At 46.3% G+C, this 17,556-nt stretch carries 17 protein-coding genes; 16 read left to right on the top strand and 1 reads right to left on the bottom strand.

What is annotated here, in order from left to right; all coding sequences use genetic code 11:
- Positions 1 to 117: 117 nt before the first annotated feature.
- The 9 genes from BN1002_RS00700 (at position 118) to BN1002_RS00745 (ending at position 11,214) form a co-directional block, all read left to right on the top strand.
- The gene (locus BN1002_RS00700) at positions 118 to 894 is read left to right on the top strand and encodes a hypothetical protein (RefSeq protein WP_048823117.1); all 777 of its coding nucleotides are present in this window, start codon (positions 118 to 120) and stop codon (positions 892 to 894) included.
- A gap of 382 nt (positions 895 to 1,276) precedes the next feature.
- Entirely contained in the window at positions 1,277 to 2,347 is a 1,071-nt protein-coding gene (locus BN1002_RS00710) for a D-alanine--D-alanine ligase (RefSeq protein WP_048823121.1), read from the top strand.
- A 59-nt stretch (positions 2,348 to 2,406) separates the two neighbouring features.
- Positions 2,407 to 3,786 carry a UDP-N-acetylmuramoyl-tripeptide--D-alanyl-D-alanine ligase gene (locus BN1002_RS00715; RefSeq protein ID WP_048823123.1) on the top strand — a complete coding sequence of 460 codons (1,380 nt, stop codon included), beginning with the start codon at positions 2,407 to 2,409 and terminating at the stop codon, positions 3,784 to 3,786.
- Between the two features lie 100 nt (positions 3,787 to 3,886).
- Positions 3,887 to 4,600, top strand: coding sequence for an alpha/beta hydrolase (locus BN1002_RS00720; protein WP_048823124.1), 714 nt, complete (start codon positions 3,887 to 3,889; stop codon positions 4,598 to 4,600).
- Positions 4,601 to 4,818: 218 nt separating this feature from the next.
- Complete coding sequence (locus BN1002_RS00725) at positions 4,819 to 6,300, top strand: degradosome RNA helicase CshA (protein WP_082036057.1); 1,482 nt, start codon at positions 4,819 to 4,821, stop codon at positions 6,298 to 6,300.
- 240 nt (positions 6,301 to 6,540) lie between these two features.
- On the top strand, positions 6,541 to 7,449 hold the full coding sequence (locus tag BN1002_RS00730; protein ID WP_048823125.1) for an NERD domain-containing protein: 909 nt from the start codon (positions 6,541 to 6,543) through the stop codon (positions 7,447 to 7,449).
- Between the two features lie 720 nt (positions 7,450 to 8,169).
- On the top strand, positions 8,170 to 9,138 hold the full coding sequence (uvsE, locus tag BN1002_RS00735) for a UV DNA damage repair endonuclease UvsE (protein ID WP_048823126.1): 969 nt from the start codon (positions 8,170 to 8,172) through the stop codon (positions 9,136 to 9,138).
- A gap of 101 nt (positions 9,139 to 9,239) precedes the next feature.
- Positions 9,240 to 9,719, top strand: coding sequence for a PH domain-containing protein (locus tag BN1002_RS00740; RefSeq protein ID WP_048823130.1), 480 nt, complete (start codon positions 9,240 to 9,242; stop codon positions 9,717 to 9,719).
- The gene (locus tag BN1002_RS00745; RefSeq protein ID WP_082036058.1) at positions 9,712 to 11,214 is read left to right on the top strand and encodes a PH domain-containing protein; all 1,503 of its coding nucleotides are present in this window, start codon (positions 9,712 to 9,714) and stop codon (positions 11,212 to 11,214) included. Before BN1002_RS00740 ends, BN1002_RS00745 begins: the two co-directional genes overlap by 8 nt.
- 35 nt (positions 11,215 to 11,249) lie before the next feature.
- Here BN1002_RS00745 and BN1002_RS00750 read toward each other — a convergent pair whose 3' ends face one another.
- Positions 11,250 to 11,834: a rhomboid family intramembrane serine protease gene (locus BN1002_RS00750; RefSeq protein ID WP_048823132.1), complete on the bottom strand. Its 585-nt coding sequence runs from the start codon at positions 11,832 to 11,834 to the stop codon at positions 11,250 to 11,252.
- 131 nt (positions 11,835 to 11,965) lie between these two features.
- On the opposite strand from BN1002_RS00750, the gene acpS reads away from it, so the two are divergent.
- The 7 genes from acpS to BN1002_RS00785 all read left to right on the top strand — a co-directional run bounded on the left by acpS (position 11,966) and on the right by BN1002_RS00785 (position 17,553).
- Positions 11,966 to 12,316 (top strand): holo-ACP synthase, encoded by a 351-nt coding sequence (gene acpS / locus BN1002_RS00755; RefSeq protein WP_048823133.1) that lies wholly within the window; start codon positions 11,966 to 11,968, stop codon positions 12,314 to 12,316.
- A 166-nt stretch (positions 12,317 to 12,482) separates the two neighbouring features.
- Entirely contained in the window at positions 12,483 to 13,505 is a 1,023-nt protein-coding gene (locus tag BN1002_RS00760) for a LolA family protein (RefSeq protein WP_048827651.1), read from the top strand.
- Positions 13,506 to 13,750: 245 nt separating this feature from the next.
- Entirely contained in the window at positions 13,751 to 14,911 is a 1,161-nt protein-coding gene (gene alr, locus BN1002_RS00765) for an alanine racemase (RefSeq protein WP_048823137.1), read from the top strand.
- 486 nt (positions 14,912 to 15,397) lie between these two features.
- Positions 15,398 to 15,679: a CopG family ribbon-helix-helix protein gene (locus BN1002_RS00770; RefSeq protein WP_048823138.1), complete on the top strand. Its 282-nt coding sequence runs from the start codon at positions 15,398 to 15,400 to the stop codon at positions 15,677 to 15,679.
- Between the two features lie 4 nt (positions 15,680 to 15,683).
- Positions 15,684 to 16,034 (top strand): type II toxin-antitoxin system endoribonuclease NdoA, encoded by a 351-nt coding sequence (gene ndoA / locus BN1002_RS00775; protein WP_041967053.1) that lies wholly within the window; start codon positions 15,684 to 15,686, stop codon positions 16,032 to 16,034.
- A 326-nt stretch (positions 16,035 to 16,360) separates the two neighbouring features.
- Positions 16,361 to 17,194, top strand: coding sequence for an RsbT co-antagonist protein RsbRA (locus BN1002_RS00780; RefSeq protein ID WP_048823140.1), 834 nt, complete (start codon positions 16,361 to 16,363; stop codon positions 17,192 to 17,194).
- Between the two features lie 2 nt (positions 17,195 to 17,196).
- Complete coding sequence (locus tag BN1002_RS00785; protein WP_027324001.1) at positions 17,197 to 17,553, top strand: STAS domain-containing protein; 357 nt, start codon at positions 17,197 to 17,199, stop codon at positions 17,551 to 17,553.
- The last annotated feature ends 3 nt before the right edge of the window (positions 17,554 to 17,556 follow it).

Below are 17,556 nucleotides of genomic sequence, written 5' to 3' on the forward strand. Positions count from 1 at the left end.
CACATTTATCCAATATGCAAAAATTGTTTTTTAGGGCAGCATGTTAACATGCGAAAAATTTCACGGTTTTTGTTATGATGGGTAGGGAACTTTATTAAGGATTGGAGGAGTTTTGCCTTGAAAAAGCATAATCGGGACGTACGTGACCTCATCTATGTCCATTTAAACCAGCCAGCTCAATATGTCATGTCCTGCGGTATCGAATTCAATGAATTTACCGCTGCTTTTTCAGGTTTTGCAAATCATCTTCTTTTATTGAAGCATCGATTCGAGGATGGGGATTTTAACCGGCATACACGGTTCGAATATGTTGCGAAGGATAAAATCGGCAAACTGGCCCGTGAGGACGTTCAAGGATACGGTGATTTTTGCTGGGTGGATTTTGCGGAGGAAGAGGGCCTGAATGAACTGAATGGGCAGGAAATTGCGGAGCTGCTTTATCTTGGCCATTTAAAGCACCATTTAAGGACGCCTTTTTATAATCAGCTCGACAACAGATTCGTTTATTTAGCCAACGATGATGGCTGGTCCAATAAAACCTATTACCGCAGCCTTCTGGACTTTTTTTTAATGCTTGGCTATGTCATTCCCTTAAAACTTGGGGATATAAAATTAGAAAAAACTTTTTTCGGAATTAAGAAAAAACGCTCGTACCCGATTATCAATAAAGATCTCCTTGTTTCACTTGCTCCGTATATGAAGGAAGGAATTTGTATTTCAATCAGGGATGCGGATCTCCAGAAGGGAAAGGTTGAAATCCCGATTTGGATGATTGGCGATTTTGCCAATATGGACGATATGGTTGAAGCCTATAACCAATCTGTCCAAAAGCCCTGCCATGCGAAAATTGTTTTTGACAAAAAAACAAGGGAATGGAAGCTGTTCGTTATATAAAGAGACCCTTGCGGTCATCCATTCCGGCTGACTCGAAATCCAGGTTCCCTGATAATTGGGATATACATATTATGATTTTAACTAAACATTGATGTGCTCCGGAATCGAAAGCATCTCTATATCGTTCCGGCAGGCCGAAACTGTCATCATGTTTTTTTTCATTAGTTTTTAGCCGGGCAGTGGTTTTCATAAAATGATAAAAAGGAAGATATATATCGTTCCTTTCTTCTTTTTTATGGTGGTAAAATAGAATGGAAAACAAACATGCCGGAAAACAAGCCTCTGCTTAGCGGAAGGCGCTGGTACGATAAGATTAACAAAGCTTAGTAGCGCCATACGGTTTAAAGGCAGCCTATTGGATTAACATTTGGGAGGTTTCAAGATGAAAACGAAATTGGGTTTACTATATGGCGGAAAATCCGCGGAGCATCAAGTTTCCCTGCAGACTGCGATGGCCGTCATCAAGGCGCTGGATGTAAATAAATTTGATATTTATCCTATTTACATAACGGTGGAAGGACAATGGGTAAAAGGGCCGGAGCTCCAGGGGCCGGTTAACTCTGTCAAGGAGTTGGAGTTTTCTCCTGAACGGGAGGGAGGAGCCCTGGCGCCGGCTATTTTTTCAGGAAATACGAGCAATGGCGGGCTGGATGTTATTTTCCCTCTTTTGCATGGGCCGAATGGTGAGGACGGAACGGTGCAAGGACTGCTCGAATTACTGAACCTTCCTTATGTTGGCAATGGAGTTCTTGCTTCTGCGGCAGGTATGGATAAAGTAATTATGAAAAATGTTTTTGCCGAAGCAGGTCTTGCCCAGGTTGATTACACTTCTTTTATCCGCAGTGATTGGGAAATGAATAAAGAGGCTGCTTACGAAAAAGTCGAACGGCTGCTTGGCTATCCATGTTTTGTGAAGCCGGCAAATTTAGGTTCAAGTGTCGGTATCAGCAAATGCCGGAATCGTGATGAACTTGAGGTGGCTTTCAAGGAGGCGTTCCTTTTTGATAGGAAAATCATCATTGAAGTCGGAGTGACAGCCCGGGAAATCGAGGTCGGGGTATTAGGAAATGATGCGCCGGAAGTATCGGTCGCCGGCGAAATCGTCCCGAAAAAGGATTTTTATGATTACAAGGCAAAATACGAGGATGGAAACACTGCGCTCATCATCCCGGCGGATATCGATGACGAAACATACAGCCGCATTCATGATATGGCTATCAAGGCCTTTAAGGCATTGGATTGCTCCGGCCTTGTCCGCGCGGATTTCTTCCTGACAGAAAACGGAACGGTCTTGATCAATGAAGTAAATACGATGCCAGGATTTACACCATTCAGTATGTTCCCGCTCCTTTGGAAGCATACAGGCGTTGAATATCCGGAACTGATCGAGAAGCTCGTCAGCCTGGCGCTTGAACGGCATGCCGAAAAGCAGAGCATTAAATATACTTTTTAGGAAGAGCGGGGAGGGCACTGGTAGTGGAGTGTCCTTTTTTGCAATAGGAGGAAGAACGGATGATTCGGAGAACGATTAAAGAAATTACCGGGATGATTGAGGTGCTGAATGACACGTCGTCCTATGGGGATACCCTTGTCAGCGGGATTTCGATTGATTCGCGGAAAATAGAAGAAGGAAACCTGTTCGTGCCCTTCAAGGGCGAAAGGACGGATGGCCATAAGTTTGTGGAAGGTGCGATTAAAGATGGAGCTGCTGTGGCTTTTTGGCAAAAGGATGTTCCCAATCCACCGGAAGGGTTGCCTCTATTAATCGTCGAGGACTGTCTGACGGCCCTCCAGGAGCTGGCACGAAGCTACCGGAACCAGCTAGGTGTAAAGGTAGTCGGCATAACCGGCAGCAACGGAAAAACGACGACGAAGGATATGGCGGCCAGCCTGTTGTCCCTGAAATATAAAGTGCAGAAGACAGAAGGGAACTATAATAACCATCTCGGCCTGCCATTGACTGTCCTGAATTTGGATGAAGATACCGAGGTGGCGGTGCTGGAAATGGGCATGAGCGCGCGCGGTGAGATTTCTTTTCTGACCAATCTGGCAAGCCCAGATGCCACTATTATTACGAATATCGGTGAGTCCCATCTGCTTGATCTCGGCTCAAGGGAGGGAATCGCGGAAGCGAAGCTTGAGATTCTTGAAGGCTTGAAGGATGGCGGCCTGGCTGTATTGAACGGAGATGAGCCTCTTCTCATGGAAAGGCTGGATGGTCTCGGCGGGAATATCAAGGTGCAGACTTTCGGGCGCAGGGAATCCAATGATATGTATCCCGTAGAAATCATGCAGACCGGAAACGGAAATGAATTCCGCACCAATCTTTCAGACGCGAAATTCTTTTTGCCAGTGCTGGGCACTCATAATATTATGAATGCATTGGCGGCCATGCTCGTTGCCAACCATTTATCCATTCCGTTCGAAGAGATGGCTGCAGGCCTCGAATCGGTTAAGCTTACGCAAATGCGGATGGAGCTGTCTGAAGGCCAGAATGGCGAAAAAATCATCAATGACGCTTATAATGCCAGCCCTACGTCGATGAGCGCGGCCATTGAACTCGTTTCAAACCTGGCTGGATATGAAAGAAGGATCCTTGTTCTCGGTGACATGCTCGAGCTGGGCCCGTTGGAAAATGAATATCATACCAGGATAGGTGAAATGCTCGATCCTGGCAAAATAGATCTTGTTTTTGCCTATGGGGATCTTGGGGCGAAAATTGCAGAAGGTGCGGAGAAAACTCTGGGCCCTGAACGGGTTTATGCATTCGCCGACAAGGAAATGCTAAGCAGGGAATTAAAAAAACACACTGATTCCAAAACGCTAGTTTTAGTGAAGGCTTCAAGGGGAATGAAACTGGAAGAGGTAGTTGCTTCCCTTCAGCAAGAGTAGGAATCGCATGAGGAGAAAAGCAGGCTGTTTTTTTTAGTTAAATGTAAATGAACAGTCCTGATGAGAAATGATAATTGTCCGGCATGGAAGGTGATAGGGTATGATAGGCTGTTTATGCATCCATGGGTTTACCGGGGCGCCATACGAAGTGCAGCCTCTTGCCGATTATCTGAAAGACAGGCATCCTGACTGGATTTTTCGTGTTCCGACACTGCCTGGCCACGGGGAAAGCCTTTCCCTTCGCGGAATAAAATACAAACAATGGCTCGCCCATGCAGAACGGGAGTATTTGGAGCTTTCGCAGCTATGCGATGAAATTTATATTATCGGCTTTTCTATGGGAGGTCTGATTGCAAGCCACCTGGCCGCCGATTATAAGGTTGATAAGCTCGTCCTGCTGAGTGCGGCCGCGTATTATTTGAATCCCCGGCAGATGGCTGCTGAGTTAAAGGAAATCGCCAGGGATCTTGTCCAGGGAAATTTGGAGGAAAACGAATTATTCCTGCGTTATAAACAAAAAATAACACAAACGCCAATTTCGGCAGCTTTCCAGTTCCGTAAATTGGTTGGGTTTGTCAGGCCTCGTTTGAGCCAGATCCAATCGCCTACCCTGATTGCCCAAGGAGAAAGCGATAGCCTAGTCCCGCCCAAAAGTGCTGAATTCCTTTATGAAACTATTCCAGCAAAACAAAAGCATCTGACGTATATAAAAGAATCATCCCACCATATTTGCCACTGCCGGGAAAAAGCTGCCCTTTTTTCCCAGGTGGATGCCTTCCTGGAGGGCTTGTACGCCATGCCGAAATCCTGCTAGGGATGAGTATGCTTGATTGCATTACAGCGGCAAAAATGGTATCATTAGCACCAACGTGTCTAAAAGGTCGTCATAACAGGGCATACTCCTTGGGGAGAATGTCTTTTTTTTGCTAAAATAGAGGAAAGAAATCGGAACGATGCTCTCTTGTGAATTCGGGACGTTTTTCTGCACGTATAAACTATATCTACAGCAACACATGAAGGAGAATGAAAACATTGATTAAGTTTGAAGAATTAGGAATCAGCCAGCCAACCTTGAAAGCTGTCCTTAAGATGGGTTTCGAAGAAGCAACGCCAATCCAGGCGGAAACGATTCCGCTAAGCATGCAAAATAAGGACCTCATTGGCCAAGCCCAGACGGGAACTGGTAAAACTGCTGCTTTCGGTATCCCGCTCGTTGAAAAAATCGACACTTCCATCCACGCTGTCCAAGGCATCATCATTGCGCCTACCCGTGAACTAGCCATCCAGGTTTCCGAAGAGTTATATAAAATCGGCTCCGGCAAGCGCATTCAGGTTCTGCCAATTTATGGAGGGCAAGATATCGGCCGCCAAATCCGTTCATTGAAAAAAGGCCCTCATATTATTGTCGGTACTCCGGGCCGCCTCATTGACCACATCAACAGAAAAACTATGCGCCTTGATACTGTCCATACCGCCATCCTTGATGAAGCGGATGAGATGCTGAACATGGGATTCATTGAGGATATTGAAGCGATTCTCGCTGAAATTCCGACTGAGCGCCAAACATTGCTATTTTCAGCTACAATGCCAGCGCCAATCCAGCGCATGGCCGAGAAGTTTATGAAGGACCCTCAAGTTGTCCGCGTAAAAGCAAAGGAAATGACGGTTCCGTCGATCGAGCAATACTATGTTGAAGTTCAAGAGAAAAACAAGTTCGATGTGCTGACAAGGCTTCTTGATATTCAATCACCTGAGCTTGCGATTGTGTTCGGGCGGACAAAGCGCCGCGTCGATGAGCTTGCTGAAGCACTGACTCTAAGAGGCTATACAGCTGAAGGAATCCACGGTGACCTAACCCAGGCGAAACGCATTTCCGTTCTGCGTAAGTTCAAGGAAGGTTCCATTGATGTCCTCGTTGCTACAGATGTGGCAGCACGCGGACTCGATATTTCAGGCGTTACGCACGTGTATAATTTTGACATCCCGCAGGATCCGGAATCTTACGTACACAGGATCGGACGTACAGGCCGGGCCGGCAAGACAGGTGTCGCATTAACTTTTGTTACCCCGCGTGAAAAGTCATACCTTGGGGTTGTTGAGCGGGTGACGAAGCGGAAAATGGAAAAGCTGAATCCGCCAACTCTTGATGAAGCATTGGAAGGCCAGCAAAAGGCAGTCGTTGAAAAAATCGGCCAAATGATTGAATCCAACAACCTGCATTATTACAAAGCCGCTGCTGCTGAGCTTCTTGAAAACCATGACGCGTCAACAGTAGTCGCAGCTGTTTTGAAAATGCTGACGAAAGAGCCAGACACCACCCCTGTGAAGCTGACTGAAGAAGCGCCTCTTCCACAAAGAAGGGACCGCGACAGAAAGCCATTCAACAGAGGCGGACGCGGAGATTCCAAAGGTGGATATGACCGCCGCAAAAAAAGCTCAGGCTCTGCACGCTATGGCGAAAAACGCCCGTACGAAAAGCGCACAGGCGGCAAGCCAAGGAGTTTTACTAAGTAAAGGCGAACAGAGTGGTTTTTCGGACACGGTTCCGCTTTTGACATTAACATTGAATAAAGATGATTTAAAACACGGTTCCTGATGGAGCCGTGTTTTTTGCAATATCAGAATTTTTATGTGCAACTCTTTTTTGCGTGAAGCGGTTAATTGTAAAAATGTAACAGAACGTCCATAACTGCCGGATGGCTTTTTACGGCGGTTTTGTACAATGGGTTTAGAAAGTAAGAAAGGAAGTGGAATATGTTAGTTAAAAGCCGGTCAGAATCAGAGGAATTAAAGGGTTTGCGATATTTAAACACACGAATGGAGCTACCTGAAAAAACAAAGTATCACCTTTCCATCCTGGAAAAAGGTTTTGAAGGGGAGCTCAAATTTGACCAGCTGGCCAATCATTTAAAAGAGGAAAGATATATTCTTGATGGGCTCCTGCTGGAGTGGAATGGGTCGACTTTTCAGCTGGATAAAGTAATTATTTCAGAAAGCGTCATTCATTTGCTCGATACTAAATACTACAGCGGCGATTATTACTGGGATAACGGTAAATTGTATTACCTGGCAACCGGTAAGGAATGCAAAAACCCCATTGCTCAATTAAATAGGAGCCTGCTGCTATTTAAGCAGCTGATCCAAAGCCTCAAACTGAATTACCTCGTGGAAGCCTTTGCCATCTTTGTGCATTCCGAATTCACCTTATACCAAGCCCCCAAGGATCTCCCGATTATTCTCCCAACCCAAGTGAACCGTTTTCTCAGCGAACTGAACAACACGAAGTCTGCCCTGAATGACGGCCACCGCAAGCTTGCCCAAGCGTTGATAGCCCTCAATCAAACGAAAAATCCTTATGAAAAATTACCAGAGTATAGTTATGAACAACTGCAGAAGGGAATGTTCTGCAAAAATTGCAAGACACTGCTTTTCGTTTCGGAGCGCAACAATTTTGTATGCGGGAAATGCGGAGAACGGGAAAAATTCGAAGACGCTGTTCTAAGAAATGTAGAGGAATATAAGTTTCTCTTCCCAGGAAGGAAGATAACCACTAGCAATATACAGGATTGGTGCCGCACAGGGCTAAGTCATCGAACTTTAACTAGGATTTTGAAGAAACACTATTTAGCTTTTGGGAAAACAAGCAATACCTATTATGAATAATTTGTTAGGTTCTTTAGCGTTCTGTTAGTGAATCCGGCAATAATGGATTCTTTGCCCGAAGCCTCTTCAAGTTCGGACAGTGATTGACCAAAACAGCAATCAGCTGTCTGAAGTTGCTCCAAGTTTGGACAGTGATTCACCAAAACAGCAATCCGCTGTCCGAAGGAGAACGATGTTCGGACAGAGAAAGTGGTTTTAAGCATCAAGTTGTCCGAAGTTGCTCCAGGTTCGGACAGTGATTGACCCAAATAGCCACCAGCTGTCCGAAGGGGAACCAAGTTCGGACAAAGAAAGTGGTTTTAAGCATCAAGTTGTCTGAAGCTGCTCCAAGTTCGGACAGTGATTGACCCAAATAGCCACCAGCTGTCCGAAGGGGAACCATGTTCGGACAGAGAAAGTGGTTTTAAGCATCAAGTTGTCCGAAGTTGCTCCAGGTTCGGACAGTGATTGACCAAAACAGCAATCAGCTGTCCGAAGGAGAACCATGTTCGGACAGAGAAAGTGGTTTTAAGCATCAAGTTGTCTGAAGCTGCTCCAAGTGCGGACAGTGATTGACCAAAACAGCAATCAGCTGTCCGAAGGAGAACGATGTTCGGACAGAGAAAGTGATCCTAAGCCTCAACCAGTCCAAAGCGCCATAAATCCATCACCCCTCACCTCATGATTTCCCCCTCCAATACGCATATTAATGACAAACCCATCAAAGGAGGTGTCGCGCAGATGACGATTGTACGGCTGGGGTATGTGGCAATGAGTACCACTGTACCGCATTGCTCGCCGTCCCAGACGATGACCTATGCCCAGTTCACGAAGTTAAAGGACAGGGAGGCCGCCCTCAGGAAGCTGGAGCGGATCGCCCTTTCAAATTTGAATAATTGTCTGAGGCTTCTCAAGCACAACCTGGCGAACGAAATCCGATTCTTTCGGCTCAGCTCGCGTCTGATTCCGCTGGCGAACCATGAGGAGCTTTCCGATTGGGATTATATTACGCCACTCCAGGAAGGTTTCCGGGAAATCGCCGAATTCCTGAACGCCCACCCCTCAAGAATTGATTTCCATCCCGATCATTTCGTCGTCATGAATACAAACAAGCCGGATATTCTGAAAACCTCAATCCAGACACTTTCCCTTCACTACCGGATGCTGAAGGAGATGGGGATTCCGCCAACTCACCGCTGTGTCATTCATATTGGCGGCGAGTACAATGATAAGGAGAAGGCGTTGGAAATGTTCATTCATAATTGGGGCTTTCTGAACACGCGTCTGCAGGGAATGGTCATGCTGGAGAATGATGATACGACCTTCACCTTGAAGGAGGCCCTGTATTTGTGTGAAAAACTCGGGATTCCTTGTGTATTCGATTACCACCATCATCTCGCTCACCATGCCGGAAAAGAGGAATGGGAAGATGATTGGGAACGTGTTATCGCAACCTGGGCTCATTCGCCGCTTCCGATAAAGATGCATATCTCAAGTCCGAAATCGGAACGGGAATTCAGGGCGCATGCCGAGTATATCGACCCAGCCATGTTTATGGAATTTTTGCAAAAAATAAAAGGCTCTGTCCCGCAAATTGACTGCATGATTGAGGCAAAAGGCAAGGATGCTGCGCTGTTTAAGTTGATGAGGAACCTTAAAGAGGACAAGCGAGTGGAAATCATTGATCAGGCGTCATTTTTGCTAAAGTGAATACTAAAGGGACTTCAAAAGGGCTGCTGCGAATAATAATGCGGCAGTCCTATTCCTCCGCTATACTATAGTTAGAAATAGATGGAAAGCGGAGGAGAGAAATGATTTCACAGCCTGAGAGAAGAATTTCCGAAAAAGCACTTAAAGTATGGCGCCTGTCAGGGGCACTCGGCACATTGTTTATTGCAGTGCCAGCCATTATCATCATTGTCCTATCATTCATTTTCGACTGGCCGCTCTGGGTTCCTGCGGCGGCGATTATTTTTCCGCTGGCTTACACATGGTTTTCAGTGTTCTTTTTGCCGTCGCTCTGGTGGAAGCGATGGCGCTATGAAGTTAGGGAGCAGGAGATTGAAATCCAAAAAGGCCTATTTGTCATTAAGCGGACACTCGTCCCGATGGTTAGGGTCCAGCACGTCGACACTTCCCAGGGGCCGATTTTGCGTAAATATAAATTGGCGACCGTGATGATCTCCACGGCAGCGACCATCCATGAAATTCCCGCGCTTGAAGAGGAAGAAGCCGAAGCACTCAGGATGCAAATATCGAGGCTTGCGAGGGTGGCGGATGAAGATGTTTGAACCTAAAAGGCTCCACCCGGCAGCGGCTGTTGTTAATGCAGCCAAACAAATAAAGGAAATGATCATACCGCTTGCGACGTTTTTGTTCCTCGGTGCCCGGGATGGCTGGAACATATTTTTCCTTTTGCTGGCAGCGGGAGGAATCATTTATGTACTGGTTATCGGAATTGTGTCGTGGTTTCGTTTTACATATCGAATCGAGGAAAATGAGCTGAGGCTTGAATACGGGGTATTTATTAAGAAAAAACGGTATATCCCAATTGAAAGAATCCAGAGTGTCGACAGAATCGAAGGAATCATCCACAGGCCGCTGGGGCTTGTCCAAATTAAAATTGAGACGGCCGGTGGCGGTGGCGGGGGTGAAAATTCAGAGGCTTCACTTGCTGCAATCACTAAGGATGAAGCTGCTCTTCTCGAAGAAGCAATTGCAGCTGGCAAAAACGGGACGGATCCGGCACCCGAAACCGAAGTCCCAATTGTTCGGAGTGAAACAGTCTATACATTATCACCTTCAACCTTATTCCTGATGGCTTCCACATCAGGAGGGGCCGGAGTGGTAATTTCAGCGGTGATGGCGTTCATTTTTCAATTCGAGGAATTCATCCCATATAAAAAGGTGTTTAAAGGATTGGAATCCCTCGTTTCAAATGGGGTTGTTGTGATCAGCGTCCTGGTTTTCGCCGCATTTCTTGCCGCCTGGCTCCTCGCTGTGTGCGGGATGATGCTTCGCTATGGGAATTACTCACTTGAGAAAACGGAGACAGACTTTATTATTTCAAGAGGATTGCTTGAAAAACGGAAGTTCACGATCCCGCTCCAGCGGATCCAGGCTGTCCAGGTTATTGAAAACCCTCTCCGCCAACTATTCGGGTATGCGGAAGTTTCCGTTGACAGTGCGGGTGGTTCGGTCGAGGGGCCGGAGAGTTCGCGGGTGCTCCTGCTGCCAATGGTGAAGGTGGGAGATATTAAGAGCATTCTTGGCAACCATCTGACTGACTACAATTTCCAGCCGGAGATTACCTCGGTGCCATCTAGGGCGCTGGGCCGCTACTTGTTCAGGAACCTGGCTATCGCGCTCCCGCCGGCTGTCACGCTTGCCTTCATCTTTCAGCCTAGGGGGAGCATTGCTCTTATCATCCCTGTTTTGGCCGCGGTTTGGGCCTATTCGAAATTCCGGGCAGCGGGGTGGGCGCTGGAAGGGGACCAACTGTCTCTCCGCTTCAGAAGAATACCGAAGATTACCGTCCATCTGCGCAAAAATAGAATCCAATCGCTTGATATGGGAGAAAGCTATTTTCAAAGGAAAAAACATCTGGCGCGCATTGCGGCTTTTGCAAAATCAGGAGCCGGCACAGCGGGTGGAGCAGTCCGTGATGTTGAGTCAACTGACGCGACGGCAATATACGAATGGTTTTCCCGCGAAAAGAAAAACCCGACACCTGAAGGCGAGCAGGCATCAGCTGTTTCCGCAGCCCCCGAAAGCAGTCCGTATTAGCAATAATGAAAGCAATCTGATTAGCCATTTTATAGCTATCTGCGCCCAGCGGCCGCTCCAAGTAAAAAGCCGGCCAGCAACCCGAATAGATGGGCAGTAATATTAATGTTTGGCTGGAGGAAAGTCATGATGACGCTGATGACGGCAATGGTCATGATGGTCTGGCTATCTTGTCGCGACATCGTCCTTCTGCCTAAGAGCACGATAGCGGCATAGTAGCCGAACAAGCCGAAAATGGCACCGCTTGAACCGACATGGGTATAGGTCAAAGGCTCGAGCAGGTAGGTGGCAAAATTCGCCGCTATCCCTGATATCAGATAGACGAAAATAAATTTTCCGCGGCCAAGCATCCTTTCCAGCCCGGGGCCGAACAGGACGAGGGAAAAGCTGTTGAAAAGAACGTGTGTAAATCCGCTGTGCAAAAAGATTGGCGTCAGGAGCCGCCAATACTCCCCTTTAGCGATATAAAGATTTACGCCAGCAAAAGTATCAAATAGCCAATAATTTGGAAAAATAGGCAGGGTGGCTGCCAGGAATAAAGCAAGATGTATGGCAATAATGGTTGAAACAACAGGATAAAAACGGATAAATTGGCCAAGGCTTTCGGTCCGTGTGAACATGGGATGCCTCCTGGAAAAAGTTTATATATGGGTTTTTCGGTTACTTGATTCAATCATAGCCGGAATGAGACAGAAAAATCCATTCATGGAATTCGTATGCGAATAGGAACCCGAATAGAAGGAAGATGGATATGATTATAGGGATAGGATTAGATTTAATTGAAATTGACAGGGTCAGGGAGCTTTTGAAAAGACAGGAACGGTTTCCGGACCGAATCCTGACCAAAGAGGAAAGGGAAGTGTATGAATCCCTGCCGGCAAATCGGCGGGTGGAGTTTTTGGCTGGAAGATTCGCTGCCAAGGAAGCGTACGCCAAGGCGAAAGGAACGGGGATAGGGGAGCATTTGTCCTTCCAGGATATCGAAATAGCCAAGGATTCACTGGGCAAGCCGTTTTTCAAAAAACCGGATGGATCCCGTGCTCATTTATCAATCACACATACAAAGCAATATGCTGCCGCTCAGGTAGTGATTGAAGAATAGGGAAAGCCCACGGGCTTTTCCTATTTTTTTGCCCGGAGAGGCCATGCCTTATCATATTCGCCAAGGTTGTCTCATATATTCGTAATGACATAGGAAAGACGGGCAGGGGGGCAGCCATTTGCCGCTTTCCGAAGCGATTGATTTTGAGACAGAAGGGGATGAAGGAATGAGGAAAAATGGTTTGCTGATCATTGCCGGGTTGCTAATGGTTTTTATCCTGTCCGCATGCGGCGCCAAGTCGCAGGATTCTGTACGGAAAGAGTTAACAAATAAGCTTGAGGACTTATCGGGATATAAAGTGCATGCGGAAATGACACTTGCAATGGGAAGCACTCCGCAAGTATATGATGTTGAAATTTGGCATAAGGATCCATCTTACTACCGGGTAAAGCTGAAAAATGCCAAAAAGGAACAGAGCCAAATGATTCTTAGAAATGACGATGGGGTATTTGTGTTGACGCCTGCCTTGAACAAGAGCTTCCGCTTCCAAAGTGATTGGCCAAAGAACAGCAGTCAGGCTTACTTGTACGAATCCCTGATTAAAGACATTGTGGCTGATAAGGAAGCGAAGTTTTCTTCAACAAAAGAGTACTATGTGTTTGAAACGAAAACACGGTACCAAAACAATCAGGTGCTGCCGGTGCAGGAAATCAAGCTGAACAAAGGGGATTTATCGCCTGCACAAGTTAAGGTAATGGATGCTGACAGAAATACAATCGTATCGGTTAAATTCTCGAAGGTAAAATTCAATGCGAAATTTGAGACGGATGATTTTGAAACGAAGAAAAACATGACCAGGGCCGAAATCGGCTCGCCGGTGATGGCTGACGCAGATAAGAAGGATCCATCGTTTACTGTAAAATATCCGTCCGCTGTGACGAAAGGCACTTCCCTTCTTAAAGAAAAGGAAATTGCCATAGAGGATGGGAAAAGGGTTGTTCTTACGTACGGTGGAGAAAAGACGTTTACGCTCATACAGGAAAAGCGAGTGGTTGAAACAGTTTCCGCATCATACCCGGCAGATGTGAATGGTGAGCCTGTCGACCTTGGATTTACAATCGGGGCATTGACAGACCATTCCATTACCTGGAATCAGGATGGCGTTGATTACATGATTGCTTCTAAGGATTTAACAAAAGACGAAATGGTTTCTTTAGCCAGGTCCGTACAGGGTGACCTTGTAAAATAATTATTTCCATCGCGGGAAAGCGAATACTGCCATGGTTTATTCAAGCACCAAAATAAAAAAAGCTCGTCTAGAAGATTAAATAGAGAAGATTCGCTGGCAGGTCCAATTTCGGAACTGCCGTTTTTTATTTTTTGGCAGAGGAACCATCAATTGGATTCCTATATATAAGATTTTTGCTAATAGCACCCGCAGGCATTATGATAAAATAAAAAAATTAGTTGAACAATGCCAGGGAAGTGAAGCAATTGGAAGAACAAGGTTTTTTCTACAGAGATACTTGGGCTGAGGTGGATTTAGATGCAGTTTACAAAAATACATCAGCCATTAAAGAACTTTTACCGGAGAATGTCGGTTTGATCGCTGTCGTTAAGGCGAATGCCTATGGGCATGGCGATGTAGAAGTTGCCGAAACCGCTCTTGCTGCGGGTGCCGGATATCTTGCGGTAGCCTTTATGGATGAGGCCTTGGCATTAAGAAAAAAGGGGATTTTAGCTCCAATCCTCGTTCTCGGGGCCACCCGTCCCGACGATGTCGCAGTCGCGGCAAAGAATCAAATCACCCTTACCGCCTTCAGCTATGACTGGCTCGAGAAAGCCACCGGACATCTCGGTGACCTTTCACTCCGTATTCATATTAAGGTTGATACGGGGATGGGCAGAGTCGGCTTTAGAGGCCAGAAGGAATTGAAACAAGCAGAATCCTTTATTAAAGATGATTCAAGATTTATCTTTGAAGGAATTTTCACCCATTTTTCAACGGCTGATGAATTGGAAACAAGCTATTTCAACCAACAGCTTCAGGAATTCGAAGCTCTGCTCGATTCGCTTTCTGTCCGGCCGGAATATATTCACGCCAGCAATAGCGCTGCCGGCATGAGATTTCCCGCAGCGAGATTCAATGCCATTCGGCTGGGAATTTCAATGTATGGCTTGTCGCCATCTCCGGAAATCAAACCAAGCCTACCCGTTGAATTGAATGAGGCGTTTTCGCTTCATTCACGGCTGGTCCAGGTAAAGAAGCTAGAAAAAGGAGAAAAGGTCAGCTACGGTGCTACGTATGAAACAAGCGGCGAAGAGTGGGTTGGCACCATCCCGATCGGTTATGCGGATGGCTGGATCCGAAAGCTCCAAGGGCAGGAAGTGCTGGTCAATGGGCTGAGAGCGCCAATTATTGGCAGAGTGTGTATGGATCAATGTATGGTCAGGCTCCCGGAATTTGTCCCGGTTGGAACGGAAGTTACGCTGATCGGAAGGCAGGGATCCGATTTTGTCGGGGTAGATGAAATCGCAAGAAAGCTGGAAACGATCAATTACGAAATACCATGCATAATTTCGAATAGGGTTCCGCGGCTTTATAAAAAGGATGGGAAAGTAATCGGGCTGCACAACCATGTGCTAGGGAGCTAAACTGCCGCCTCCGCATTTCATTGTCCAGCTGCAGCGCCTAGCCCCTCGAGGTCGCTTCGGTCCCGAAGGTGAAGTCAAAGAACGACTTCTCCTTCGTGCCCTCCAGCGCTGGTCGGGGCTGACCAAGGCGCTTCCGCTTTTCGTTTGTCTAGCTGCGGCGGCTAGGGGCTCGGGGTCTTAAGCCAATCCGGCAAGAAGGATAGGACGCCTTCTGGCCGGCTCGTCTTAAGCCTGTCGCCCCTGACCAAGCCGCCTTCGCATTTCATGTTTATTTATGATTTTTTTTGCCAATACTATTTGTTGATTATGGAATTGGCTTTGCAAGCCGTTAGAATCATGGTATTATTAGAACTGGTAGAAAATATGGCAAGAACTTGTCCGGCCATGATAAGGCCGGGAGCAATGCCTTATTAGAGAGAAATGGTTTTACCCGCCTTGATAGGCGAAAATAAAATGGTCTGTATAGTGATGGTGGAGGTGTAGCTTGTGTCAGAAGCTGGCGCAACAACGGAAATCCTGGTGAAATTGCCGCAACATCTTTTAACCGAGTTGGACGGGATTGTGAAGCTTGAAAATGTAAACCGCAGTGAATTTATTTACCAGGCAACAAAGGCTTATATGCGCGAAAAGAAAAAAAGACAGATTCGTGAAGCTATGAGGCGGGGTTACATGGAGATGGCCAAAATCAATTTGACGATTGCTTCAGAGGCATTCCTGGCAGAGTATGAGGCGGAACACACTGTTGAACGTCTTGTAAGCGGAGGGTAATCCTTTGATTGTTAAACGTGGTGACGTTTATTTCGCAGACCTTTCCCCAGTTGTCGGTTCTGAACAAGGCGGCGTCCGGCCTGTACTTGTCATTCAAAACGACATCGGGAACCGGTTCAGTCCCACAGTAATCATTGCAGCAATCACGGCGCAAATCCAAAAAGCCAAGCTGCCAACCCATGTTGAAATTGATGCGAAGCGCTATGGTTTTGAACGAGATTCAGTCATCCTGCTGGAGCAGATCCGCACGATTGATAAGCAGCGGCTTACGGATAAAATCACCCATCTTGATGACGAAATGATGGAAAAAGTGGATGAAGCCCTGCAGGTGAGCCTCGGACTTATCGAGTTTTAACACATTACGCTCTACACGGGCGTTTTTTACATAACCACCCTCATATGAACGATTTTAATCAAGGCGGACCTGATTGGGTGCGCCTTTTTATTTTTATTTTATTTTTGCAAAAAACGGGTTTAACCGAAGTTTTTAAAGGGTAAAAGAGATAGTCGTTTCTTTGGACTCTTTCGGGTTCATTGGCAAATAGTTTGGAATTGACTCTTTATGATAGTTATCATTTAATTGAGGTAAGGATAAATTTTTGAATAATTTGTGAAAATCAAACTCTGGATACAATGTTTTGTAAATATACATGCACGTCCGGAAAAGACGGGGAGGACTCAATGGAGAACCTAATACTTGATTATATAAAGGAGCAAAAGAGCGATCTGGCGAATGAATGGATAGAACTGATGCGGACAGAGGCGGATGAAAGGATCATGAAACTTGTCTCTGAACATGTCTTTAATGGGACAAGCTCCGAGTTCGTTGATTTAATCAGCTCGAGCCTTGGGGGTTCCAAGGAAGAGTTCAGGTCTAAGCTGAGCGATTTTGCTGATAAGGTAGTCCGGCTTGGTTGGCCCCTGCACTTTGTGATCGAAGGCGTTAGGACCTTCAGCAAAATGGTCTTTGAAGGAATGCAGGAAAAAGGATATGTGACCGAAGATAATCAAATGGATGTTATTTATGCCTTCGACCGATGGATCAGCCCGCTCCAGAATGAAGTGGTCGATGTTTATTCGAGGGCATGGGAAAGAACCGTTTCCCTCCAAAAAATCGCTCTACAGGAATTATCCGCGCCATTGATTCCTGTGTTTGAGAAAATTACTGTTATGCCGCTTGTCGGAACAATTGACACAGAGCGGGCAAAGCAAATAATGGAAAATTTGCTGACAGGTGTGGTCAGGCATGGGTCGGAGGTTGTATTGATTGACATTACCGGGGTTCCGGTAGTCGATACAATGGTGGCCCACCATATTATCCAGGCGGCTGAAGCTGTTCGGCTTGTCGGTGCGAAATGCATGCTTGTCGGAATCAGGCCGGAAATCGCCCAGACAATTGTGAATCTCGGTATTGACTTGAACCAGTTCACAACGAAGAACACATTGAAAAAAGGTGTGGAAGCCGCATTGGAACTTACAAATAGGAAAATAATTAAGGTGGAGGGTGCAAGATGAGAATGAGAATACCGATTTTGAAGCTTCATGATTGCTTGCTTGTTTCCATTCAGTGGGAATTGGATGATCAGACTGCCCTTCAATTTCAGGAGGACCTGCTCCATAAAATTCATGAAACAAGCGCCAACGGGGTTGTCATTGATATTACCTCAATCGATTTTATCGACTCCTTTATCGCAAAAGTGCTAGGCGATGTTATAAGCATGTCCAAACTGATGGGAGCCAAGGTCGTTATTACGGGGATCCAGCCAGCGGTTGCAATTACACTCATTGAACTGGGAATCGGATTGGAAGATGTCCTGACGGCACTAGACTTAGAAAAAGGTTTGGAGAAATTACAACAGGAATTGGGGGACTAGCTA

Origin of the sequence: Bacillus sp. B-jedd (genome assembly GCF_000821085.1) — a bacterium.
Lineage (GTDB): Bacteria > Bacillota > Bacilli > Bacillales > Cytobacillaceae > Bacillus_D.